Genomic DNA, 21369 nt, shown 5'->3' on the forward strand with positions numbered 1-21369 from the left:
TGTATGTCAACTAATCGTTTATTGTATATAGTTCGGCATGCCAAATCGAGCTGGGACCTCGAAGGTATTGCAGATATTGACAGGCCACTTAAATTGAAAGGCATACGTGATGCCTACGAAATTGCCAGGCGAATCAAGATTGACAGGGCTGTTCCGGAACGCATTGTATCGAGCCCTGCAAACAGGGCACTGCACACGGCTTTAATCTTTTTACGTGTGTTTGAAATGAAGTTCACACAACTTGTTATCGACGAAAGGCTTTACGCAACAGGTGTAGGTGCAATTCGCAAGGTAATTTCAGATCAGCCAATAGAAGTACGTAATCTTATGATTTTTGGCCATAACCCTGATTTTTCGGACCTTGTTACCATCTTAAGTGGCCAGCCCATTGAGGAACTCCCCACTTGCGGCATGTGCCGGATCAAATTTAAAGCCGACAATTGGAATAATATTTCGGCCGAAAAATTAATGGAAACATCATTTGAATTTCCCCGGAAGGAAGTAAATAACGAAAAATAGAGTAAACAAGAAAAATTCTGTCACATACAAATGTCAAAAACCACACATATTATTAACCGTGAACTTAGCTGGTTATCCTTTAACCACAGGGTGCTGCAAGAATCGGCCGATAAAAATGTGCCTCTAATCGAAAGACTTAGATTTCTGGGTATTTTTTCGAATAACCTCGATGAATTCTTCCGGGTTCGGGTTGCTACTATTAAGAGAATGATTGATGTGCAACAAGGTGAGCAGCGCGTGGAAGGTATCAGGCCAAAACGCCTGATGGCTATCATTCAAAAACAGGTAATTCAGCTTCAGAATCTTTTCGAAACAACCTTTAATACCTTACTCGACGAACTGGAAGAACATCATATTTATATTATCAACGAAACTGAGCTCACCGAAACTCAACAGGTTTTTGTAAGGCAATATTTTAAAGAAAAGGTAAGGCCGGTGATTTCGCCAATTATGCTACACAATATACAGGGATTTCCTTACTTACAAGACCATTCAATTTATCTGGCCATTAAACTTACCAATTCGGCCGATGTTTCTCAATTGGAGTATGCCCTCATTGAAATTCCGTCAGGCATTCTTCCTCGTTTTGTGCAGATGCCTGCAGATAAAGAGGGCAATTATATTATTCTTGTAGAAGATATCATTCGTTTTTCGCTCAAAGAAGTTTTTTCCATCCTTCATTTCGACACCTTCGAGGCCTGGACCATCAAGCTTACGCGTGATGCAGAACTTGATGTCGATAACGATGTGTCGCAGAGTTTTCTCGAAAAAATATCGAAAAGTTTGTTGGGTCGAAAAACCGGACAGCCTGTTCGATTTTTATTTGATGCCAGCATTGCAAAAGACCTACTCGAATTTATTATTGACCGGTTAGGCCTCGATACGGACAATAACCTTATTCCGGGTGCCAGGTATCACAATTTTAAAGATTTCATGGCTTTCCCGAATATCGGACCCAATTCACTGGTTTACTCTCGCGCTCAACCGCTAGGGCATCCCGAAGTAAAAGACTACACAAGTATTCTGGAGGTAATGCGTAAGAAGGACTTATTGCTTCATATGCCATACCAGGATTTTAATATTTTCATCTCCTTGCTTCAGGAAGCCTCCATCGATCCGAACGTGAAGGAAATATCCATTACCATTTACCGTGTAGCCCGCAATTCGAAGGTAATGAATGCCCTTGTCAATGCCTGTGAGAATGGAAAAAAGGTAAATGTGGTAATCGAATTGCAGGCACGCTTCGACGAAGAAACCAATATTTATTGGTCGCGCAGACTGGAAGAAGTCGGGGCTAGCATCTACTTTGGTTTTCCAAATCTAAAAGTACATGCCAAATTGGTATCTATTGCGAGGCGCGAAAATAACCGCACGGTTTATTATTCCTGCGTTAGCACAGGTAACTTTCACGAAGGAAATTCAGCTGTTTATTCCGACCTCATGCTTCTCACAGCCGATAAGAGAATTACAAGTGAAGTTAAAAAGCTATTTGAATTTTTCGAACATACTTATCGCAACCAGAGCTACAAACATTTGCTGGTATCGCCTCTTTACATGCGACGGAGGTTTTATCGGTTCATCGATAATGAAATAGCTAACGCTAAAGCTGGCAAGGATGCATACATTATTCTTAAAATTAATAACCTGGTCGACCGCGAAATCATTGAGAAACTTTACGAAGCCAACAATGCCGGGGTAAAAATCACCTTAAATGTTCGGGGCATTTGCTCGCTAAAGCCTGGTGTGCCGGGCAAAAGTGAACATATAAAAGCAATAAGCATAATCGACCGATTTCTGGAACATGCCCGTATCATGGTATTTTGCAACAACCGCAATCCTATGTATTTTATCTCTTCGGCCGACTGGATGGGGCGCAACTTCGACAGGCGTATCGAAGTAGCTACCCCTATTTACGACAAAGCCCTGCAAAAAGAGATAGACGATTTGTTGGAAATACAACATAACGACAATATCAAGGCACGGGTTATCGATGAAGAGCAGCAGAATAGCTATGTCGAAACACATCCCTCTCAACACATCCGGAGTCAGTTTGCATTGTACGACTATTATCGGAACAAGCTAGAGGAGTAGCCAGTTTCTGGAATCTTGCATATTTACATCAAAAAGCTGTACGAAAAATTCAGATTTTAACAGAAAGCCTGCCGAAAGTTTTATTTTTGCGCAAACTTTATTTTCAATGGATTTTAACCTTATCCAGGACCAAACCCTTCGTCTGGTAACCTCCGTAGGCAATTACATCCGCAAAGAGCGGGAATTGTTTCAAGCATCCAGCATACAGCAAAAAGGAAATAACGATTTTGTAACCCATGTCGATAAAGCCTCTGAAGAAGAACTTGTTGCTGGTCTAGCGCAGATTATTCCCGGCAGTGGCTTTATTGCCGAAGAAGGTACAAGCAGTTACGAGGATCAGGAATATAGCTGGATAATTGATCCACTCGATGGTACTACCAATTTCATACACGGAGCCCCACCCTATTGTGTGAGCGTGGGTTTACGCAAAGGCAAAAACCTTATCGGAGGCGTTGTTTACGAAATTGCTGCCGATGAATGCTTTTATGCCTTTAACAATTCAAAAGCCTTTTTAAATGGCCGCGAAATACAAGTGAGTTCTTGTGCCAAAGTGAAAGATGCCCTAATTGCTACTGGCTTTCCCTATGCCAGCTTCGGTCTGCTCGATCGTTTTATGCATACCCTCGAGTTTTTCTTTCATCATTCGCACGGTGTGCGTCGCCTCGGATCGGCTGCTGCCGACCTGGCCTATGTGGCCTGCGGGCGTTACGATGCCTTTTACGAGTATAATCTCAAAGCCTGGGATGTGGCTGCAGGAGCTTACATTGTACAACAGGCAGGTGGGAAGGTCTCTGATTTTTCGAAGGGCAATGATTTTTTATTCGGAAAAGAGCTGATAGCTTCCAATGCCCTGATATGGGAAGAACTTTCCGACAATTTGAACAGAATGATGAAACAATAAAGCCATTCTTCCATGCTTACTTTTAAAGATAAAATTATTCTTTCTCCATTATGGCTGTTGGGTAGTTTGCCGCTTTGGATGCTGCAGGCCTTCGCCTGGGTATTACATTGGCTGATTTGGCATGTGTTAAAGTACCGCAAAAAGGTAGTGCTAAGAAATTTAAGAAATGCCTTCCCGGAGAAAACAGAATCTGAAATTGTTAAAATTGCAAAACGCTTTTATCTCCACTTGTGCGATATTTTTATGGAAAGCATTTATCGCATGTCGGCAACCGAGGCTCAAAAAAGGTATGTTTTTGAACAAGTTGAAGTATATCATAAACTATTTGAGAAAGGAAAAGACCTTATAATCATGATGGGCCATTATGCCAATTGGGAATGGACAGGAAGTGCCTGGAACCAGGTTCCCTACCGAACAATCGGTGTTTACAAACCCTTAATGAATAAAACATTCGATCGGTATTTTATTTTTATGCGCACACGCTTTGGTAGCCAGGCGGTGCCACTACGTAATACTTTTAAAGAGGCTGTCGGATGCAGGCAAAACAACGATCGTTTTGCTCTTCTGCTCGTTGGAGATCAACGGCCCACTCCAGCAGAAATTAAACTCTGGCTGACTTTTATGAACCAGGATACACCAATAATTCTCGGTCCGGAAAAAATGGCTCAGAAATTCGATACAGCAGTAATCTACCTTCAGGTAGTTCCTGTAAAAAGGGGTTATTATCGTGTTTTTCCTGTTTTAATTACTGAAAACGCATCAAAAACTGCAGAGAATGAAGTGTCAACTCTTTTTTACTCCGTTCTCGAAAACCAAATAAAATCTCAGCCGGAATATTATCTTTGGTCCCATAAGCGTTGGAAATATACCAAAGCAGATGTAGAGAAGATTATGGAGAGGGCACGCGGTAAAAAATAAATTATTATCTCAGAACAATACCCGATGGATAAACTCTCGGTAGTCATACTCAACTGGAACGGCATAAATTTTCTTAAAAAGTTTCTGCCTTCGCTTATTCAGCATACTATGGCCCCTGGTATCAGCCTTGTGGTGGCAGATAACAACTCCAGCGACCAATCAGTAGAATTTCTTGTGAGCAATTATCCGAATATCAGGCTTATTCAACTCGATGAGAATTTTGGTTATGCCGGAGGTTACAACAAGGCTCTTGAGCAGATCGAAAGCGAGTATTTTGTGTTGCTAAACTCCGATGTGGAGGTTACCAAAAATTGGTATCAGCCTGTTCTGGAATTTATGGACCAGCACCCTCAGGTAGCTGCTGCTATGCCAAAAATACTTTCCTACGATCATACCAGTCATTTCGAGTATGCCGGGGCAGCTGGAGGCTACATCGACCGCTTTGGTTTTCCTTTTTGCCGTGGTCGTATTTTAAGTAATATTGAAGAGGACCATGGTCAGTATGATGCTCCAATAGAGATATTCTGGGCCTCGGGAGCTTGTATGTTTGTAAGATCAGCGGCTTATCATGAAGCCGGCGGTCTCGATGCCGATTTTTTTGCGCACATGGAAGAAATCGATCTCTGCTGGCGGCTTAAACGACTGGGTTATTCGGTATTTGCCCTTCCGGTTTCTAAGGTGTATCATGTAGGTGGAGGTACACTGCCCAATAACAATCCGCGGAAGTTGTATTTTAACTACCGTAACAGTTTGTACCTGCTACAGAAAAATCTTCCCCGCCGCAAACTTATACCGATACTTATTATGCGAATGATGCTCGATGGGGCTTCGTCACTGGTATACCTCTCGAAATTCTCATTCAGCTTTTTTTGGGCTGTTTTTAGGGCGCATGTAAGGTTTTACCTGAGTGCCTATTCCAACCACAAAAAAAGAGTAGCCTTTGATAAAAAGGAAAAAGTATCTGGTGTAGGACAAATTTTCCAAGGCAGTATGGTTTTTACATTTATTGTGCGCAAAAAACATACTTTCGGCTACTATCAACAGAACTTGTAGGCTATTCTTCGCGGTGTTTCACAAAATAGGCAACTTTCTCTAACGAGGTAATCATATCGTATTCTTCGAGGTAAATGTCTTTCTCGAGGTTCAGATTTACTGTTGTGAAATTCAGAAGGCCTTTTATGCCGGTGCTTACCAATACCTTAGCCATGTCTCGTGCCGATTGGGTGGGTACCGTGAGTATAGCAATGGAGATGTCTTTCATTGCAATTATTTCCCTCAGACGGTCTATCGAATAACAGGGTATGTTGTTGACCGATATCCCAATTTTTTTGGGGTCGATGTCGAAAGCTGCCACCAGGTTCAGTTGAGGACGATTTCCAAGAAAATAGGTGGTTATTGCCTTGCCAAGATTACCATATCCTACTACTGCCACATTTAATGGATCCTGGGTGTCAATAATCCGGCTTATTACCTCAATTAGTTCATCAACTTTATAACCTTTTCGCTGGCTCGACGAATAACCTATAAACATGATATCGCGTCTTACCTGAACAGCAGTAATATTAAGTAGGTTTGCCAGTTCATGCGAATAGATCCGGGTCTTTCCATTGTTTAAACAGTTGTAAAGAGCCCGGCGGTATTGACTTAGCCGTTCTACTGTTTTTTCGGGTAATTTTTTCATCCAGGTATGCACAATGGTATTTCACAAAAATAAGAATTATCATTCACTCATTGATAGTATATTGTTATTTTCATAACAAAATGTGGAAGCCGGATTTTTTTATTAATTTAACCTAAAATGAATTTTATGATCAATAAAATTCCAATAAAAATCTGTTTGGGTAGTTCCTGCTTCTCCCGCGGTAATCACGAGCTTGTAGCCGTAATTAGGCGTTACCTCATGGCTAAAAAACTAGAGGATAAAATATCGTTTAGTGGCGATCATTGTACGAAAGAGTGTCTCAAAGGCCCTAATATACAAGTAGGAGGAAAAGTGATTCATGGAATTAACAAGGATAATGTGTGCGAGATTCTGGATACTAACCTGAAAGATCTTTTATAAATTATGGCTGCTACTCCCCTTGTATTAATCGATCCAAAAAAGTGCACCAATTGCTACACATGCGTGCGCATATGCCCGGTGAAAGCAATTCGTGCCGATGTCGATAAGCCATCGCCTATTATCCAAAATAAACAATGCATAGGTTGTGGCGATTGTATTACTACCTGCGTACCAAAAGCAATTTCGTACCGGAGTTCCATTGAAAGTGCCAGGCTGGTGCTAAAAACCAAGGGAATTAAAGTAGCTATCGTATCCCCCAGTATTTGTGCCGAGTTTCATGATGTTTCGGATTACAGAAAGTTTGTGCAAATGATTAAATCCATGGGCATTAACTATGTGAATGAAGTTTCTTTTGGGGTGGATTTACTGGCCTATAAATACCTCAATTTGTTTAGCGATTTTAAAGGACGGTATTATATTTCATCCTGCGACCCGGTAGTAGTAGCCTTCGTTGAGAAATACCATCCAAACCTGGTGAGTAATCTGGCTCCTTTTGTTCCACCCATGATTGCTACAGCCAAGGTAGTTCGAAAAAAATACGGAAACGATATTCAGGTAATTTACATTGGTCCCGACATTGCCAGCAAAGATGTAGCCTTGCAATCGCCACCCGATGGTAAGGTAGATGTGGTGTTAACATTTCCAGAATTGCGTCAACTTTTCGACGATATGAAAATTGCCGAACGTACAGTAGAATTTTCCGAGTTCGATGGCCCAATTGGCTATAAAGGTAGTTTGTATCCTATACGCAATGGATTTCTCCAAGCTGCCGATATCGACGAGAATCTGCTCACAGGAGAAGTAGCTGCTGTGGAAGGGAAGAAAGAGATGCTCGAGTCAATCGATGAGTTCGAAGAGAATGTGAATGTTATACACAAGCATATTCACGTTACTTATGGAAATTCGCTCTCCGGGCCAGGTATTACAGGAAGAGGCAACAAGCTGTTTAAAGAGCACTTAGTGATTAAATATGCCAATAAGCGGCTCACAAATTTTTTTCGATCAGAGTGGTATGATAACCTTCAGACTTACCTCTCACTCGATTTAAGCAGAGAATTCAAACCAAACAACCAGCGCATACCGGAACCACCTGAAGAGGCTATTCAAAAAACCCTAGAATCGATGGGTTGGAAGCAGAATCCAAATATTAATTGCGGACAATGTGGCTATTCCACCTGCCAGGAGTTTGTTTTAAACCTGACCAAAGGCATTGTCATTCCTGAAATGTGTTCAACCTATTCGATTAAAACCAGTAAAAATTACAGTTCAACCTTAAAGGAGTTAAACGAAAAGCTGGCAGCAACCCGGCAGGCTCTCAATGAGAAGGAAGAAGAAGTGCGCTCCGAGCACGATACAGCCCAACAGGCCTCTGATCTGACCGACGCCATGCTCGAAAAACTAAGGGCTGGAATTGTGTTTGTAGACTATCGGATGAGCATTTTAAAAGCCAATAAAACCTTTTGTTCGATATTGGGTGATGAGGTAGAAGAAATCAGCGAAGTGATTCCTGGACTCAAAGGTGCTGATTTGCATAAGATTTTTAAAGAAGATATTTGTAAACTCTTTTCCTACGTACTCACCGAAGGTGAAAGCATTGACGGCCGCGATGTGCAACATGATAATTTATTGCTTAATTTATCCATTTTCCCCATTCGAGAAAATCAGGTGGCCGGAGCCATTGTGCGCGATATGAGCGCGCCAGAGGTACAAAAGGCAGAAGTGTTGAAAAGGGTTTCTGAGGTAATCGATAAAAACCTTTCGATGGTGCAGCAGATAGGTTTCCTGCTTGGTGAGGGAGCTTCCGATATTGAACGTATGCTAAACTCAATAATGAAAATCTACACAGACAATCAGGGAAAAATTTCTCAATGATCTAAACTTAATTTCAACTATGAGCATTCAATGGCAGAGAAATTTTTTATAGAAATCGATTGTCAACAAAAAAACCATGAGGGCGAACGTATCTGTGGTGATGTGTTTCTGGCCGGCAAGGTAAAGGAAGAAAACCGGATTGTGGTTGTTCTTTCCGATGGAATGGGGCACGGAGTGAAAGCCAGCGTATTGGCTACGCTTACTGCAACCATGGCTCTTAATTTTACCAAAGAGCATAAAGAACCAGGCCGTACTGCCGAAATAATCATGAATACACTTCCTGAATGCAGTGAGCGGAAGATTAGCTATGCCACTTTTACGGTCATCGATATGAATTACGATGGCACTATTACTATACTCGAATACGATAACCCAGAAACACTTGTCATCCGTCATCGCGAAATCATGCCTCTCCAAAGACAATCCATTGTTTTGGAAAGTGAGCGGAATTGTGGCAAGAAGTTAAGGGTTTGTACATTTAAGGGTAAACTGGGCGATCGCATAGTGTTTACATCCGATGGTGTGACTCAGTCGGGTTTAGGAACTCCCAGGTATCCCTTTGGATGGGGTATAGAAGAGGTAGGTAAATTTAGCGTCGATATGTCCAAGCGCTATCCTCAGATTTCGGCGCGCCAACTGGCCTCAAGAATTATTAGCACAGCTTTTCGAAACGATGGGTTTCAATCGAAAGACGATATCAGTTGCGGAGTTGTGTACCTTCGCGAACCCCGTGTACTGCTTATTTGCACAGGACCACCTTACCACAAGACTGATGATGCTGGTTTTGCACAGCGTGTAATCGAGTTTGAAGGCAGTAAAATAGTGATGGGTGCAACCACCGGCGATATTATTGCCCGCGAAGGCAAACTTACCGTGAAAGATGGCCAGGAGTTTGCCGATCCCGACCTTCCGCCTTTATCTTATATTGAAGGCATTGATCTTTTCACCGAAGGTATTCTTACCTTACGCAAGGTGGAGCTTATTCTCGAAACCTACAATAACAATACTAAGTTGGGGCGTGGTCCTGCTGATCAGGTAGTGAAACTGATTACCGAAAGCGACGAAATTCGATTTTTTGTCGGTACCCGCATCAACATTGCCCATCAGGACCCATCTATCAATGTTGACCTCGAAATCAGAAGAACGGTGGTGAAGCGGATAGCTTACCAACTGGAAGAAAAATTTCTGAAGAAGGTAGTTATTAATTTCTTTTAGTCTGGGATGAAAAAAAAGAGACCACTCGCGATGAGCAGTCTCTTTCAACCTAAATCCAACTAAACCCTACATGAAACTATGAAATGTTATCCCTTTTCGATTGATGTTTCTATGTACAAATATACGATTGACTCTAAGGGGATGTTATTGGTGGTATCACTTAATTGTGAGGTATAATTCCCTAAAATACTTTGTGTGTTTTCCGTCAATAAGATTTTACTTTTTTCAGAGCTAATTCTTTCTGGTCTGGTTTCTTCTTATCAATCAAATTATTGTGCCTTGTTTAAATGAAGAAGAGGCTGCCTGGTGAGGCAACCTCTTTTCAACCTAAATCCAACCAAACCCTACATGAAAATCTATGAAAAAAAATAATCTTGTTTTAAATGTTTCTTTATACAAATATACGGCCCATTGCTATCTTGGGGTATTGGTGCAAATACCTAAAAATGAGAGTAAAACCCCAAAAATGAAATGAGTATTTACCGTCGTACGATATCGCGGTATGAATTTGGAATTTACCGAAATGCCTTCAGACAGTTACCTTTTCGGTATCTGTTAATTGGAAAGAAAGATAAACTACTATAAGACTTTTACAATCTTCATCATGTTAACCGGACCTTTTTCTACCATAGGTATACCACCAATAAATACCATCACATCGTCTGCTTTAATTAATTTGTTTTGTTTGAGAATGTGGGTAGCTACTTTAATAGAATCATTTATAGTCGATTCAGGTTCGAGGTAAAATGACTGTACACCTCGAATGAGATTCAATTGTGTCATTACATTTTTAAATGGGGTGAAAGCATATATGTTTCCTTTAGGTCGGTTGCTTGCAACTTTAAAAGCCGAACCTCCACCATAAGTAAATACTACAATCCCTTTTGCTCCTGTTAGATCGGCCATTTTGCAAGCATTGTAACATACCGAATCAGGTAAGTAACTATGGTTGCGCGGGTCGGGTTCGTGGTTATGGCTTAGTTCAAAACCTTTGTTCTCGGTAGCACTGATTACGTCTTGCATTGCCCTGATTACCCCCGTCGGATATTCACCAACCGAGGTTTCTCCGCTCAGCATGAGTGCATCGGCACCCTCAATCACAGCATTGGCAACATCGGTAGCTTCTGCACGGGTAGGCCTGAAGTTGGTAATCATACTTTCCATCATCTGGGTGGCTATAATTACCGGTTTGCTTTTTAAAATACATTTATGCACAATTTGTTTCTGCAAAATTGGCACCTGATTAAAAGGAGTCTCCACGCCTAAATCTCCTCGGGCAATCATTACCCCATCGGTTGCATCAATTATATTGTCGATGTCGGCTATTGCTTCTGGCTTTTCGATTTTGGCTATAATCTTAGTGTGTTTGTTTTTTTTATGAATAAGTTCCCTCAGGCCGGCAATATCTTTGGCATTTCGGACGAACGAAAGTGCTATCCAGTCAATATCGAAATCGAGCACATAATTGGCGTCGTTAATGTCTTTTTCGGTTAAACTAGGCAAGGAAATGTTTGTATTTGGCAGGTTTACTCCTTTTTTTGAAGATAACTTTCCACCGCTGATAACCTTTAGGGTAACTTCATTGATTCGATTGGTCGAAACTACTTCGAGTTTTATTTTACCATCGTCTACCAGTATGGTTTCTCCCGGGTTCACATCTACTGGAAGGGGTTTGTAGCTCATAAACACTCTTTCAGCACTGCCAATGCACTCTTCCGATACAAATTTAATGTGACTACCGTTTTCGAGGATAACTCCATTATTCTCCACTTCTCCGATACGTAATTTTGGGCCCTGTAAATCGGCTAATATGGCAACGTTTGTTCCCAGCTCAAGGTTTAACTCCTTAATAATTCGTATAACGGGTTCGTGATCAGTATGCTTACCATGCGAGAAATTGAGCCTTACCACATCAATTCCTTCATGGATCATTTTCCTTAATGTTTCTTTGGTGTTACAGGCAGGACCTATGGTAGCAATAATTTTTGTGAGAGAATGATGATTCGTGTGCATGTTAGGAGGCTATCTATTAATGATGAAATTAGAAGTTACAAAAATAGAACGATATTCTAAATATAGCGACAGATAAGGCTTGAAATATAGCTCTAATTCAACCTGATTTTTCAATTTTCTTTTTAAAAATCAATCTTTTTACTCAAACTTCTGAGTCGATACTCTCATTCATGAGGTTTTTTAACAACCTTTCTATGCAATGTTAAAAAAAAAGGGGCAACTCCTATGGTTGTCCCTGTCTGATTAGTGAATAGAATATTTTTTTATTGTTGATACACGAAAGCAAAGGTGTGTGCAAAATCTTCGATGGTGGTGGGTGTAGTGCTTTCGGCAGTGCGCTTCGCTATCATTACTTTACCATCGTTGGCAGCTTTGATAAATGCATTGAAATTGTCTGCTACGTTTTCCGAAGTTCCCATGTTTTCGATAAGCCCTTTTTTAAAGTCATTAAACGAGAACTCCACATATTGCAGGTCTTTCTTGCCAATTGCTGACCCATAAACTTTGGTCATTTCTGCATAGGTCACAGAACGTGCTCCCAACAGATCCTGGTGCGTTTTATTTGTGAAGTCAAGTGCCAGTAATCTTTTTATCGCATATTGTGCAATATCGCGGGTAGCTATAACATCAAGGGGTAGGTTGGCTTTCAGCGGTGAGCCCATAATGCCTGTTTGTTTAATAAGACCTATCATTCCTAAAGTATTCTCCATGAAGTAAGACGGTCGGAGATGCAATACGTTGATTCCTTCGATGGAATTGAAGATTTGTTCCATTTTATGCAATCCTAAAACAACTCCCGAGTCTTTTTCGAGATGAGCACCCTGACTGCTGAGTGTGACAACGTATTTTATGCCATTTTTTCGAATGGCTTCTGCCATGGCTTTGGCATGTTTTTCCTGGTGTGCAGTGTAATTGTCCGATTTCCAATCCATCGGAATCATTACATACACAGCCCTTACTCCTTGAAAGGCTTTATTTAGAACTTCTGAGTCGGAAGTTTCACCTACAAATAGTTCGGCTCCCTTATCGGTGAGTTCTTTTGCTTTTTCTGCACTTCGGCTAATAATTCTTACTTTTTTTCCTGCTGCCAATAGTGCTTCCGTAATTGGTTTACCTGTATTGCCTGTGGCTCCTGTTATTGCATACATATTTTTTCGTTTTTTTGGTTATTTATTTTTTCAATTCTGATTTCTTTATAGGAATTTTCCTTTCGGAATTAGACTTTTATTAGTCTGAAGGCATGATTCCAGCGGTTCTCACGTAAACCAGGAATGCACCACAACATGCACAAAGGTTCTATGGCTCTTGCTCCGGCAGCATCTCCCATATCCTCGGTTTCCCATCCAAATAATTCATTGAGATAGGTCACTTCTTTTTTCGAGGCATCGTTGTTACCTGCAATAAACATGGTAGGCTTTTCTTTAAACGGAGGATTCACCATAAACGGACTACCTACACTATTAAAGGCTTTTACAAAGTTTGCTTCGGGAAAAGCCTCCTGAAGGTCTTCCATAAGCGATTTGTCGAGGTTGGTAAAGAATTTGAGCACACCATTTTCGGGTGCTGAGTCGGCTATCGGATTGGTGGCATCGATAATGGTTTTTCCTCTGAGGTGAGCGGCTCCTGCCATTTTCAAGGCCTCTTTGGCCACTGTTCCCTTTGCTGCCAGCACTATCATGTCGCCAAATTTTGCAGCCTGCTCAAAACTTCCAATGTTTACATTTTGGCCTTCTTTCGACTTCCATTCTATTAATTTCGAAGTGTCTCTTGTTCCGAGCATTACTTCAAATCCATGTTTTGCAAATCCACTTCCCAGTGTTTGGGCAACAATACCCGATCCGATAATTCCAATTTTCTTGTGTTTCATAATTGATTGTTAAATTGGTTGTACATACAAATATATAGTTCTTAAAAAAGGGCCGATTAAGCCCTTATGCTGTTCTATTTTTCTACTCTATTCGAGTTTAGTGATGGCATTGTTTATTTGCTCAGTGAGTTGTTTTCCTGATTCTTCGCCTAATAAAGCTGAGTACCTTTGAAACAAACCCATCCAGGCAGTTTTTATTTTTTCATCCAATTCTCTGCTCAATTCTGTGGGGTACACTTCTGTATTTTTACCCGATGTTTGGCGAGTGAGCAAACCCCTGTGTTCCATTTTCTCAATAAGTCTGGTTACCGTCGATGGGGTCAGTTGCATGATACCACTGATTTCTTTTGGTTGTATACCTTCCCTGGCATTGACTGTCATCAGCAAAAAGGCGTACGAGGGGGCAAGCCCGGTAACAGCAAACTCTTCTTCCGCCATCTTGGTCATAATACGCGCCAAAGCGTTAGCTGAATAATAAAGACATCCACAATATTTACTCCGGTCGCATGTCATAGTGCTTGCAAAGGTAAAGTTTATATTTGTATATACAAACAAATTCAAATTAATTTTTAAAGCCTACAAAAAAGATAGGAATGGTATGAAAAAATACTTCAATATTATCTGTTTTTTCTGAGAAATTGTTTTTCTTTGAGCAAAAATCAGATTGATTTGCAGGAATAATAACTTTTTCTGAAGCAAAGTATAGTTTATGTAGGTTCAATCTGATTAAATGAAGCCAGACTTTGGAATGGCTAAAAACTTATTTGTTAAACAATTTTATAAGAATATTATGTCACAATCTTACCATTTCGAGACATTGCAATTGCATGCCGGGCATGAGCTTGACGAAACACTTTCGCGCGCTGTGCCTATTTACCAGACTACTTCCTATGTATTTAAAGACTCGGCGCACGCTGCACGGCTTTTCGGATTGCAGGAGTTTGGTAACATCTACACAAGAATCATGAATCCTACTACCGATGTATTCGAAAAGCGAATAGCTACTCTGGAAGGTGGAGTAGCTGCTCTGGCTGTTTCATCGGGGCAATCGGCGCAGTTTCTGGCACTTACCAACATTCTTGAATCGGGCGATAACATTGTTTCTACTTCTTTTCTGTACGGAGGGACCTACAATCAATTTAAAGTGCAATTTAAGAGGCTTGGTATTGGGGTGAAGTTTGTCGATGGCGATAAGGCTGAAGACTTTGAGAAGCTAATCGATTCCAATACCAAGGCGCTCTATATCGAAACCATTGGAAATCCTCAGTTTAATGTACCGGATTTTGAAGCAATTGCTTCAGTAGCAAAAAAACACCAGATACCCTTGGTTGTTGACAACACTTTTGGCGCTGCTGGTTACCTGTTTCGTCCCCTGGAGCATGGGGCCAACATAGTAGTGGAGTCTGCCACTAAATGGATTGGTGGCCATGGAACCAGTATTGGTGGAGTAATTGTAGATGGTGGAAATTTTAATTGGGGCAATGGAAAGTTTCCTATGTTTACCGAACCATCAGAAGGTTATCATGGGATGCGTTTTTGGGATATTTTTGGTGCGGAAAGCCAGTTTGGAAACATAGCCTTTATTATCCGGGCAAGGGTAGAAGGCTTGCGCGATTATGGAAATGCGCTGAGTCCGTTTAATGCATTTCTATTGTTACAGGGCCTCGAAACTTTGTCTTTGCGTATGGACCGGATTACACAAAATGCACTTGCAATTGCTCAATGGTTGCAAGAGCAGGATTGGGTAGAAAAGGTGAACTATCCGGGACTTAAAAACAGTCCTTACCATTCAATAGCCCAGAAATACCTTAAAAGAGGTTTTGGGGGTGTGCTTACTTTCAAAGTAAAAGGTGGGACGGAATTTGCCGAAAAAATTGTGAATGGAGTAAAACTAATCAGCCATCTGGCCAATATTGGCGATAGTAAAACGCTTATTATTCATCCTAGTACTACAACCCATGAGCAGCTTAGCCTTGCCGAGCAAAAAGCCGCAGGGGTTGAACCCGGAATGCTGAGGCTTTCTATAGGCATTGAACACATCGACGACATTAAATCGGATTTAATGCAGGTTATACGCGGTTAATATACACATGAAGAGTTATGCAAAGAAGCTATTCCTTTTTGGAGTAGCTTCTTTTTTTTCTGACACACTCTTTATGGTTTCAGAAGTGCTGCGTAGCGTGCTATAAATTGATACCTGACACATTTAAGACTAATTTAATATTAAATACAGATTGGCCTTCTGGCCGAATAAGCATAATGCATTGAATTTCAATTCCTAAATTGAAATTAGGACATATCTGAATTTATATTGCTCCCGTAAGTAAAGGAGAATCAATACCTTGGACACGTTAACGCACTGTTCTAAAGCAACTTTAATCTCTAATCTTATTTGATTGCTCTCTTCAAATAATTTTAAAAGTAGAATTTGCTGGCGACACACTTTGCGTGATAGTTTAACCCTAACTAACTTATCTATGAAAAAACTTAATTTGTTGCCTGTACTTTTGTTTGTGGCAGGCAACCTAATGGCTCAGGTACACACAACTTACCTGTGGCACATGCAACAGCCTATTTACTGGCCCGAAAAGAGTCAGGCGAACCCAAACCGCTATCAGGTAGTGCGCGAATCGTACGACCTGCTGAATAGTGGAGGAAACATTTACAGCGATGGCAAGGCTCATCCTATGCACGACCTTCAAAATGAAGTATTTGGCAAAGCCGATCGTGTAAATGCCTACCAATGGACTCCCCGTAACTCAGTTGATCGCATCAAACATCTTCCTGAAGCCGGCGCTCAGGTGAATTATTCGGGCTGTCTGATGGAGAACGTAAACAGTCTTGCTGCCGCAGACTATTTTGGCTATAAAACGGGTTGGCAAAACTATTTCCGTGAGGCCAAAGGTTGGAAAACTTCCGGAGGCTCTCCGCGCTTAGATATGGTTGGTTTTACCTTCCACCATGCGCTATCTCCTCTAATCAGCGAACGTTCGTTGGCGAAAGAATTGCAAGCCAATAAGCATATCTCTGTTGAGAATTTTGGAGATCCGTATTCCAAAGGATATTGGCCTGCTGAATGTTCATTCTCTGAAAGAATTATAAAGGTATTGGTGCAGGAGGGTTTTGAGTGGAGCATTGTGGCCAACAGTCACCTATCGCGCACGCTTGATGATTTCCCTCTTAGCTATGGAACAAGTGTTTGTAATATTTCACCCCCGAACAAAGCTGATAAAGTATCTACAAAGGGAGTTAACTATTGGAGTGGTACAGAAGATGGAAGGGGAGGAACCAATGCAGCTCCCTATAGCTATCAGGCACACAAAGCAAAATATGTCGACCCTGAAACTGGTGTCGAATATAAAATTACTGTAGTGCCAATGGACGATGTTTTAAGTTACAAGGATGGATATTCGGCTCAGGGGACAGAGCTCATCGATGCGCACATAGCACCTTTCAATAATCCGGCACAACCCTCAATTGTTTTATTGGCACATGATGGTGATAATGCCTGGGGTGGCGGAAGTAGTTATTATCAAGAAGCAGTGCCTAATTTTACACAGGCAGCTGCAAATAAGGGCTATACACCTACTACCATTCAACAGTTTTTGAACGATCATCCGGCTCCGGAAAATGATGTAGTAAGAGTAGAAGACGGATCGTGGGTGAATGCCGAGAATGATTGGGGCCATCCACAGTTTATCAATTGGCTATGGCCTTTGTACGATAAAACTAATTATCGTTTTGATCCGAATGGATGGACTGAAGATGCCCGCAATTTTGCGGTAATCACCGCAGCAGAAAACTTCGTATGGATGGCAGAGGACCTGGCTGGCGGTACCAATATTGCCAAGATAATTTATCCTGATGCATCTGCAAGTGATGCGGAAAAGGCCTGGCATTTTTTCCTTCCTTCGCTGGCAAGTTGCTATATGTATTATGGCGATAGCCGCGATATGGAAGTGAAGCAATCCTTGGCAGGCAATCATGCCATAGCATTTGCTAAAAATGAAATCAGCAAACATTCTGGTACTGACCGAACAGGTCCTACTGTGTTTATTCCCCAGCGTTTTCCTTATAATCCTGGTGGAGAAGAATTTGGACCTGTTTACGGATATAAAGTAACTCAAAGTTCTTCCGATTTTCATGTATGGACCTTTGCTTATGATGTAAGTGGACTGCAGTCGGTTGAGCTAAAATACCGTACAGACGATGATGGTTTGAATCCACTTTCTGACAATGCAAACGACACTTATGCCGGAGGTGAAGGTGTAGCAGATTGGGCATCGCTTACAATGACTCAAAAGACCTTTCCGAAAGGAAATGTGACCAACAACCCCAATATCGATTTTTTTATTCTCCCCGACGAAATAGCCGATTTGTGTTATGCCGAGATAAAAGGGTTATCCAATGTATTGGTGGATTATTATGTGGAAGCAACGGATATAAAGGGCAACGTTTTTAAGACTCCCATTCAGCATGTGTATGTTGGGCAATATAACTCCTCCGATAAGGTAACACTCGGAGTAACTCCACCAGATGGTAATTATTCCGATACCATAGAGGTGAACATGAATGCAACAACGACCGCCACAGGAGCCTCAGTAAATATTTATTATACAACTAACGGGACTACTCCAACAAATCAATCCACCTTGTATTCTGGAACTATTAAGCTTTATAAAAACACCAGTTTAAAGGCCATTGCCATTGATTCGAAAGGCAACCAGTCGGATGTGGTGAGCCGAACTTATAGTTTTGGCGATGTGGAAGAAGTAACAGTCCATTTCAAAAATACTGCGAACTGGAGCGATGTAAACATTTATTTATTTAACTGGGCTACCAAAGGAGCATTACCAGGCTGGAACTGGCCGGGTGTTGACATGGAACGCGAGCAGGGTTCATCGTGGTACAAATACACCATCAAAGAAAGCGTACAGACGGGTATAGTAATCAACAACGGGGGGAGCTTAAAAACCGCCGACCTTACCCGCACCACCGAAGGCTGGTACGACTTTAACACCAAACAATGGTACGATGCCTGTCCGGGCGATTGTCCAACTGCACCGGTGCCTGTACTTTCGGTTTCGCCCCTTGGAGGAAGCTACGAGAACACAGTGACAGTAACGCTTTCGGCTACCAATTCTGGAGTAATCCGTTACACCACCGATGGCAGCGATCCTCGCAGTGGTTCGGCCTATGCAAGTAGTTTAACTTTTACAACTACCACCCGACTGCGAGCTATTGCCACCAATAGTTTTGGTGAGTCGAACGAAATTGACCAGACCTATACAATTAGCTATCCGAAGCCGGTGCTGACAGTGAACCCAACCGGAAAGGAATTTACCGGTACCCTGGATGTAAGCCTGAGTGCTACCAAGTCGGGAGTGATCAAATACACCCTCAATGGCAACGACCCACGCACGGGAAGCAATTACACTAGCAGCATAAGCCTTACAGCCAGTACCCGCCTACGTGCCATCGCATCGAACGCAAATGGCTATTCGAACGAGATAGACGAACAATATACCCTTGTCGAAAACCAGTGCGACACCATTTTCTATTACAACAAGAACAACTGGAGCACAGTAAAGATCTACCTGTTCAATGCCAATGGCACAGGTCTCCCTGGTTGGACCTGGCCGGGAGTGAACATGGTACGTTTGGGAACAACTAACTGGTACTACCATGTAAACTGCGAAACGGTAAATGTAGGCATGGTATTCAACAACGGATCGGGCAGCCAGACGGGTAACCTATACAGCAATGCGGGTTGGTATTACAGCAACAGCCAGTGGTATACAAGCTGTCCGGGCGAATGTCCGGGACAAGGACCTGTTGGACTTACACTTCATTGCCGCAAGCCATCGAGCTGGGCCAATGTGTACATATATTACTGGAGCACAAGTCCGGTAAGCCTGACAACAAGCTGGCCAGGACAGCCAATGACCGACAGCGATGGCGATGGCTGGTACGACTATACCCTTCCGGGCGTAAGCTGTGCCAATGTAATTTTCAGCAACAAAGGTGCATCACAAACACCAGACCTGAAAAATATCTGTGCCGAAAGTTGGTACGACAATGGTTGGGTAACAAATAAATCAGCAACTTCTATGGACAATGTAAGCTATAATCAATCACGTATGAGAATCTACCCAAACCCCGTTCTGCAGGATGAGATTACCATCAGTTTGCCAGTTGAGACCGTTTCGACTTATTATGTAAGTCTTTTTACTATTGCAGGAAAGCTTATTCAGGTTTTAGAATTTACTGGTTCAGAGGCCACCCTGAATATTGAAGATCTGTCTTCGGGAGTTTATTTTATTACAGTGAGAAATGCAATAAGCATGGATTATTACCAGGAAAAACTTTTTGTACAGTAATTCATCGTTTTTTTTTCAAGAAGTGAGGTCGCTCTATTATAGGGCGGCCTTTTTTATTTCAGCTGCGCTAGTTCGGAACTGGATGCGGAGTCCTGAGAAATAATTTTACGCATTATGCGGTGAAATTCGTTGGTAGTGCGTGTATGAAAAAAAGGATAGAGCACCTTATCGCGGAGTTTCGAATCGCTTGCAAAAAAGCTGCTGTGAATTATTTGCGTATATCCATCGGCAGTTGTAAGAAATTGCAGGCTTTGTTTACCGCTTGATACATTTCCGTCGATGTAGCTAAACTCAATTGTTTTGTTCTCTGTATTCACCGAAATAATTTCAAAGGCCATGGCAAGGTTGTAGAACTTTAATAATTTGAGATTTAAAAAAATCACTTGTCCCGTATCGATTTCTGCAAAGTCATCTCCTGCAAAAACAGGTTCGTTGTTCTTTTTTGAGAACATAAAACCAAACATTACTTTTTTTCCATGCCAGGCTTCGGCAGGGCTGGTGGTTCGGTATTTATCCCAAACCTTTGAAAGATTATCTTTAACAAAATATGTTTTTTCCTGAATATGGTAGCCGGTATTGGAATAATCTGATTTCCAACTAGGTTTAAGTTCGCTAAAGAGACAAATGTTTTGGTTTTTAATTTCGAGAATATAGTTTCTAACCTTTTTGTAGGGGATCAGATTCAGGTTAAGGCTATCAATTTCCTGTTGGCCGTAAAGCGTTATATTCAAAAGGATTAAAGCGAAAATAAAAAGTTTCTTAGCAGCCATTATCGTCCCGATTTTTTTTAAATCGTTAATAAAAAGTAATGAATCGAACAGATTCGCAAAATATTTTATGGAAGAATACGAAGTTCAAGATATATTGTTTCTATACAAGGGAGTAATTCTCTATTTTCTTTCAATAATAATGAAAAAAAAAGCACACTTGATTAAGTGTGCTTTTATTATGTTGCAATTCGAACAGTTAATCGATAATTTTTACATTTACAGCAATTGGCCCTTTTTTGCCTTCGCCCAGTTCAAACTCAACTTTCTGTTCGGGTTCGAGGGTTTGCTTCGGATCTCTCAAACCGGAGCGATGCACAAAGATGTCTTTATTGTCTTCTGATAAAATAAAGCCAAAGTTCTTTGTGGTATCGTACCATTTTACTGTACCCTTCATCTCAGGGAGGTATTAATATTCCCTTCTTTTGAAGTTACTTCTTCTTGCACCTCCGTTTTCTTCCACACGCTCGCGTGCCTGGTTAACGTTGATGTCTCTGCCACCTAAGTTGGTACCATTGAGTGCCTCGATGGCTTGTTGAGCCTCTTCGTCGTCGGCCATTTCGATAAAGCCAAAACCTTTGCTTCTGCCAGAGTTTTTGTCTGTAATAATCTTAGCTGAACTAACTTCGCCAAATTTTTCGAAGGCTTCTCTTAGTTCGTTTTCACTTAAACGAAAATTTAAGTTTCCAATAAAAATGTTCATCTTACAAAATTTAAAATAATAGTTTAATTTATTGAGCAATACCCAGTTGGGTTTTATTCCT

At 41.4% G+C, this 21369-nt stretch carries 18 protein-coding genes; 10 read left to right on the forward strand and 8 right to left on the reverse strand.

The genetic code is table 11. From position 1 onward, the window contains the following. The first annotated feature begins 3 nt into the window (after positions 1-3). From IPM71_11180 to IPM71_11200, 5 genes are all read left to right on the forward strand, one after another. Complete coding sequence (locus tag IPM71_11180; GenBank protein ID QQS50152.1) at positions 4-519, forward strand: histidine phosphatase family protein; 516 nt, start codon at positions 4-6, stop codon at positions 517-519. A gap of 30 nt (positions 520-549) precedes the next feature. After that, a complete protein-coding gene (gene ppk1, locus IPM71_11185) occupies positions 550-2610 on the forward strand; it encodes a polyphosphate kinase 1 (protein ID QQS50153.1) in 2061 nt (686 codons plus the stop codon). Positions 2611-2716: 106 nt separating this feature from the next. Next, positions 2717-3511 carry an inositol monophosphatase gene (locus IPM71_11190; protein ID QQS50154.1) on the forward strand — a complete coding sequence of 265 codons (795 nt, stop codon included), beginning with the start codon at positions 2717-2719 and terminating at the stop codon, positions 3509-3511. A gap of 12 nt (positions 3512-3523) precedes the next feature. Further along, positions 3524-4429, forward strand: coding sequence for a lysophospholipid acyltransferase family protein (locus tag IPM71_11195; protein QQS50155.1), 906 nt, complete (start codon positions 3524-3526; stop codon positions 4427-4429). 24 nt (positions 4430-4453) lie between these two features. Continuing rightward, entirely contained in the window at positions 4454-5482 is a 1029-nt protein-coding gene (locus IPM71_11200; protein QQS50156.1) for a glycosyltransferase family 2 protein, read from the forward strand. Between the two features lies 1 nt (position 5483). On the opposite strand, the gene IPM71_11205 is transcribed toward IPM71_11200, so the two are convergent. Then, positions 5484-6110 (reverse strand): redox-sensing transcriptional repressor Rex, encoded by a 627-nt coding sequence (locus tag IPM71_11205; protein ID QQS50157.1) that lies wholly within the window; start codon positions 6108-6110, stop codon positions 5484-5486. 126 nt (positions 6111-6236) lie between these two features. Here IPM71_11205 and IPM71_11210 point away from each other — a divergent pair, with 126 nt between their 5' ends. The 3 genes from IPM71_11210 to IPM71_11220 are packed head-to-tail and all read left to right on the forward strand — an operon-like array spanning position 6237 to position 9578. Then, positions 6237-6491, forward strand: a complete 255-nt coding sequence (locus IPM71_11210) for an NAD(P)H-dependent oxidoreductase subunit E (GenBank protein ID QQS50158.1) — start codon at positions 6237-6239, stop codon at positions 6489-6491. A 3-nt stretch (positions 6492-6494) separates the two neighbouring features. Next, on the forward strand, positions 6495-8363 hold the full coding sequence (locus IPM71_11215; GenBank protein QQS50159.1) for a 4Fe-4S binding protein: 1869 nt from the start codon (positions 6495-6497) through the stop codon (positions 8361-8363). A 30-nt stretch (positions 8364-8393) separates the two neighbouring features. Continuing rightward, complete coding sequence (locus IPM71_11220; protein QQS50160.1) at positions 8394-9578, forward strand: SpoIIE family protein phosphatase; 1185 nt, start codon at positions 8394-8396, stop codon at positions 9576-9578. 579 nt (positions 9579-10157) lie between these two features. Here IPM71_11220 and pyk read toward each other — a convergent pair. From pyk to IPM71_11240, 4 genes are all read right to left on the reverse strand, one after another. Continuing rightward, entirely contained in the window at positions 10158-11591 is a 1434-nt protein-coding gene (gene pyk, locus IPM71_11225) for a pyruvate kinase (protein ID QQS50161.1), read from the reverse strand. A 263-nt stretch (positions 11592-11854) separates the two neighbouring features. Beyond that, positions 11855-12739, reverse strand: coding sequence for an NmrA family NAD(P)-binding protein (locus IPM71_11230; GenBank protein ID QQS50162.1), 885 nt, complete (start codon positions 12737-12739; stop codon positions 11855-11857). A 68-nt stretch (positions 12740-12807) separates the two neighbouring features. Next, on the reverse strand, positions 12808-13458 hold the full coding sequence (locus tag IPM71_11235; GenBank protein ID QQS50163.1) for an NAD(P)-binding domain-containing protein: 651 nt from the start codon (positions 13456-13458) through the stop codon (positions 12808-12810). An 87-nt stretch (positions 13459-13545) separates the two neighbouring features. Further along, the gene (locus tag IPM71_11240) at positions 13546-13971 is read right to left on the reverse strand and encodes a winged helix-turn-helix transcriptional regulator (protein ID QQS52826.1); all 426 of its coding nucleotides are present in this window, start codon (positions 13969-13971) and stop codon (positions 13546-13548) included. Between the two features lie 277 nt (positions 13972-14248). On the opposite strand from IPM71_11240, the gene IPM71_11245 reads away from it, so the two are divergent. Next, positions 14249-15541 (forward strand): O-acetylhomoserine aminocarboxypropyltransferase/cysteine synthase, encoded by a 1293-nt coding sequence (locus IPM71_11245; protein QQS50164.1) that lies wholly within the window; start codon positions 14249-14251, stop codon positions 15539-15541. Between the two features lie 394 nt (positions 15542-15935). Then, complete coding sequence (locus tag IPM71_11250) at positions 15936-19838, forward strand: starch-binding protein (protein ID QQS50165.1); 3903 nt, start codon at positions 15936-15938, stop codon at positions 19836-19838. Positions 19839-19891: 53 nt separating this feature from the next. On the opposite strand, the gene IPM71_11255 is transcribed toward IPM71_11250, so the two are convergent. From IPM71_11255 to IPM71_11265, 3 genes are all read right to left on the reverse strand, one after another. Beyond that, the gene (locus IPM71_11255; protein ID QQS50166.1) at positions 19892-20608 is read right to left on the reverse strand and encodes a hypothetical protein; all 717 of its coding nucleotides are present in this window, start codon (positions 20606-20608) and stop codon (positions 19892-19894) included. 196 nt (positions 20609-20804) lie between these two features. Then, positions 20805-21002 (reverse strand): cold-shock protein, encoded by a 198-nt coding sequence (locus IPM71_11260; protein QQS50167.1) that lies wholly within the window; start codon positions 21000-21002, stop codon positions 20805-20807. Between the two features lie 12 nt (positions 21003-21014). Then, positions 21015-21308, reverse strand: coding sequence for an RNA-binding protein (locus tag IPM71_11265; protein QQS50168.1), 294 nt, complete (start codon positions 21306-21308; stop codon positions 21015-21017). Positions 21309-21369 lie beyond the last annotated feature (61 nt).

This window comes from Bacteroidota bacterium (genome assembly GCA_016699695.1).
Taxonomy (GTDB): domain Bacteria; phylum Bacteroidota; class Bacteroidia; order Bacteroidales; family UBA10428; genus UBA10428.

Bases quoted from the DNA above. Each gene is read 5' to 3' on its own strand.
- ppk1 (QQS50153.1), top strand. From the start codon at position 550: ATGTCAAAAACCACACATATTATTAACCGTGAACTTAGCTGGTTATCC.
- IPM71_11220 (QQS50160.1), top strand. From the start codon at position 8,394: ATGGCAGAGAAATTTTTTATAGAAATCGATTGTCAACAAAAAAACCAT.
- IPM71_11250 (QQS50165.1), top strand. From the start codon at position 15,936: ATGAAAAAACTTAATTTGTTGCCTGTACTTTTGTTTGTGGCAGGCAAC.
- IPM71_11230 (QQS50162.1), bottom strand. From the start codon at position 12,739: ATGTATGCAATAACAGGAGCCACAGGCAATACAGGTAAACCAATTACG.
- IPM71_11210 (QQS50158.1), top strand. From the start codon at position 6,237: ATGATCAATAAAATTCCAATAAAAATCTGTTTGGGTAGTTCCTGCTTC.
- IPM71_11180 (QQS50152.1), top strand. From the start codon at position 4: ATGTCAACTAATCGTTTATTGTATATAGTTCGGCATGCCAAATCGAGC.
- IPM71_11215 (QQS50159.1), top strand. From the start codon at position 6,495: ATGGCTGCTACTCCCCTTGTATTAATCGATCCAAAAAAGTGCACCAAT.
- IPM71_11195 (QQS50155.1), top strand. From the start codon at position 3,524: ATGCTTACTTTTAAAGATAAAATTATTCTTTCTCCATTATGGCTGTTG.
- IPM71_11240 (QQS52826.1), bottom strand. From the start codon at position 13,971: ATGACATGCGACCGGAGTAAATATTGTGGATGTCTTTATTATTCAGCT.
- IPM71_11265 (QQS50168.1), bottom strand. From the start codon at position 21,308: ATGAACATTTTTATTGGAAACTTAAATTTTCGTTTAAGTGAAAACGAA.
- IPM71_11260 (QQS50167.1), bottom strand. From the start codon at position 21,002: ATGAAGGGTACAGTAAAATGGTACGATACCACAAAGAACTTTGGCTTT.
- pyk (QQS50161.1), bottom strand. From the start codon at position 11,591: ATGCACACGAATCATCATTCTCTCACAAAAATTATTGCTACCATAGGT.
- IPM71_11200 (QQS50156.1), top strand. From the start codon at position 4,454: ATGGATAAACTCTCGGTAGTCATACTCAACTGGAACGGCATAAATTTT.
- IPM71_11190 (QQS50154.1), top strand. From the start codon at position 2,717: ATGGATTTTAACCTTATCCAGGACCAAACCCTTCGTCTGGTAACCTCC.
- IPM71_11205 (QQS50157.1), bottom strand. From the start codon at position 6,110: ATGAAAAAATTACCCGAAAAAACAGTAGAACGGCTAAGTCAATACCGC.
- IPM71_11245 (QQS50164.1), top strand. From the start codon at position 14,249: ATGTCACAATCTTACCATTTCGAGACATTGCAATTGCATGCCGGGCAT.
- IPM71_11255 (QQS50166.1), bottom strand. From the start codon at position 20,608: ATGGCTGCTAAGAAACTTTTTATTTTCGCTTTAATCCTTTTGAATATA.
- IPM71_11235 (QQS50163.1), bottom strand. From the start codon at position 13,458: ATGAAACACAAGAAAATTGGAATTATCGGATCGGGTATTGTTGCCCAA.